Source organism: Streptomyces albidochromogenes (genome assembly GCF_005981925.1).
Classification (GTDB): Bacteria; Actinomycetota; Actinomycetes; order Streptomycetales; family Streptomycetaceae; genus Streptomyces; species Streptomyces albidochromogenes.
The window spans coordinates 1-2,001 of the sequence record NZ_VBVX01000560.1 but is presented as its reverse complement, the minus strand read 5'-3'; the positions used below and the strand labels follow the sequence as shown (position 1 = coordinate 2,001).

At 71.7% G+C, this 2,001-nt stretch carries 2 protein-coding genes; one reads left to right on the top strand and one right to left on the bottom strand.

Translation table 11 applies throughout. The features are described 5' to 3' along the window. Positions 1–12 precede the first annotated feature (12 nt). Positions 13–1,272: a M28 family metallopeptidase gene (locus E2E34_RS33825; RefSeq protein ID WP_439333706.1), complete on the top strand. Its 1,260-nt coding sequence runs from the start codon at positions 13–15 to the stop codon at positions 1,270–1,272. 48 nt (positions 1,273–1,320) lie between these two features. Here E2E34_RS33825 and E2E34_RS33820 read toward each other — a convergent pair. Then, positions 1,321–2,001 (bottom strand): ABC transporter permease (locus tag E2E34_RS33820; RefSeq protein WP_138905643.1); only part of this gene is annotated, 681 nt, incomplete at its 5' end.

Sequence of the window (2,001 nt, the reverse complement as noted above, 5' to 3'; positions counted from 1 at the left end):
GCCCTCACCGGCCTGGTCGCCGCCACCGCGCCCACCGCGTCCGCCGCCCCGACCGCCCCCGCGGCGGCCCTCGCGGCCCCCGACATACCCCTCGCCAACGTCAAGGCGCACCTCACCCAGCTCCAGTCGATAGCCACCGCCAACGGCGGCAACCGGGCGCACGGCCGCCCCGGCTACAAGGCGTCCCTCGACTACGTCAAGGCCAAGCTGGACGCCGCCGGATTCACCACCTCCGTCACGACGTTCACCTCCGGCGGCGCGACGGGCTACAACCTCATAGCCGACTGGCCGGGCGGCGACCCGAACCAGATCCTGATGGCCGGCGCGCACCTCGACTCCGTCTCCTCGGGCCCCGGCATCAACGACAACGGCTCCGGCTCCGCCGCCGTCCTGGAGACCGCGCTCGCCGTCTCCCGCGCCCAGCTCAAGCCGACGAAGCACCTGCGGTTCGGCTGGTGGGGCGCGGAGGAGCTGGGCCTCGTCGGCTCCAAGGCGTACGTCAACAGCCTCCCGGCCACCGAGCGCTCCAAGTTCTCCGGCTACCTCAACTTCGACATGATCGGCTCGCCGAACCCCGGCTACTTCGTCTACGACGACGACCCGGCCATCGAGAAGACCTTCAAGGACTACTACGCGGGTATCGGCGTCCCGACCGAGATCGAGACCGAGGGCGACGGCCGCTCCGACCACGCGAGCTTCAAGAACGTCGGCATACCGGTCGGCGGCCTCTTCACCGGCGCCAGCCGTACGAAGTCGAGCGCCCAGGCCCAGAAGTGGGGCGGCACGGCGGGCACCGCCTTCGACCGCTGCTACCACTCGTCCTGCGACACCACGGCGAACATCAACGACACCGCCCTGGACCGCAACAGCGACGCGATCGCCCACGCCGTGTGGACGCTGGGCAGCGGCCCGGTCGACCCGCCCGGCGACGCGTACGAGAACACCGCCGACGTCGCCGTCCCGGACAACGGCGCGGCCGTCACCTCCACCGTCACCGTCGCGGGCCATACGGGCAACGCCCCGGCCGCGCTCAAGGTGGGCGTGGACATCAAGCACACCTGGCGCGGCGACCTGGTCGTCGACCTGCTGGCGCCCGACGGCACGGCGTACCGGCTGAAGAACTCCAGCGGCAGCGACTCGGCCGACAACGTGATCGCCACCTACACGGTGGACGCGTCCGCCGAGGCGGCCAACGGCGCCTGGAAGCTCAGGGTGCAGGACATCGCCGCCCAGGACACCGGCTACATCGACAGCTGGAAGCTCACCTTCTGATCCCGCCCCCGTGCGGTACGGCCCGGCCCCGGCGGGGGCCGGGCCGCTTCACGCCGTGATGTCCTTCGTCGTGAAGCGCGCCCAGGCGGCGGAGCCGAACACCGCGGCGTACACGGCCTGGAGCGTGAGGTTGTCCCGCACCTCGTCCCAGTACACCGGCTCGCGCAGCAGGTCCGCGAAGGACAGCCAGTAGTGCGGGAAGAGGTACGGGTGGATCCCGCTCAGCTGCGGGACGGTGTCCAGGATCTGCACCGTGATCAGCAGCCCGACGGTCGTCGCCATCGCCGCGACGCCGCTGTGGGTGAGCGTCGAGACGAACAGGCCGATCGTCGCCAGCCCGATCAGCGAGGCGGCCACCACCGCCGCGATCAGCGCCGCCCTCAGCACGCCCTCCCCGAAGCCGATCCGCGTGCCGGAGATCGTGGTGACCTCGCCGAGCGGGAAGAGCAGGGCCCCGGTGGCCAGTGCGGACACGGCGACGACCAGGGTCGCGACCAGGCAGAAGACCAGCGTGGCCGCGTACTTCGCGAACAGCAGCCTGGTGCGTCCGGCCGGGGCGACCAGCAGATAGCGCAGCGTGCCGGCGCTCGCCTCGCCCGCCACCGCGTCGCCCGCGACGACGCCGACGGCCATCGGCAGGAAGACCGGCAGGGTCGCGGCGAGCGCCGCGAAAACCAGGAACAGACCGTTGCCCGTGATCTGCGTGAGGAAGGCCGGCCCGCCCCCTTC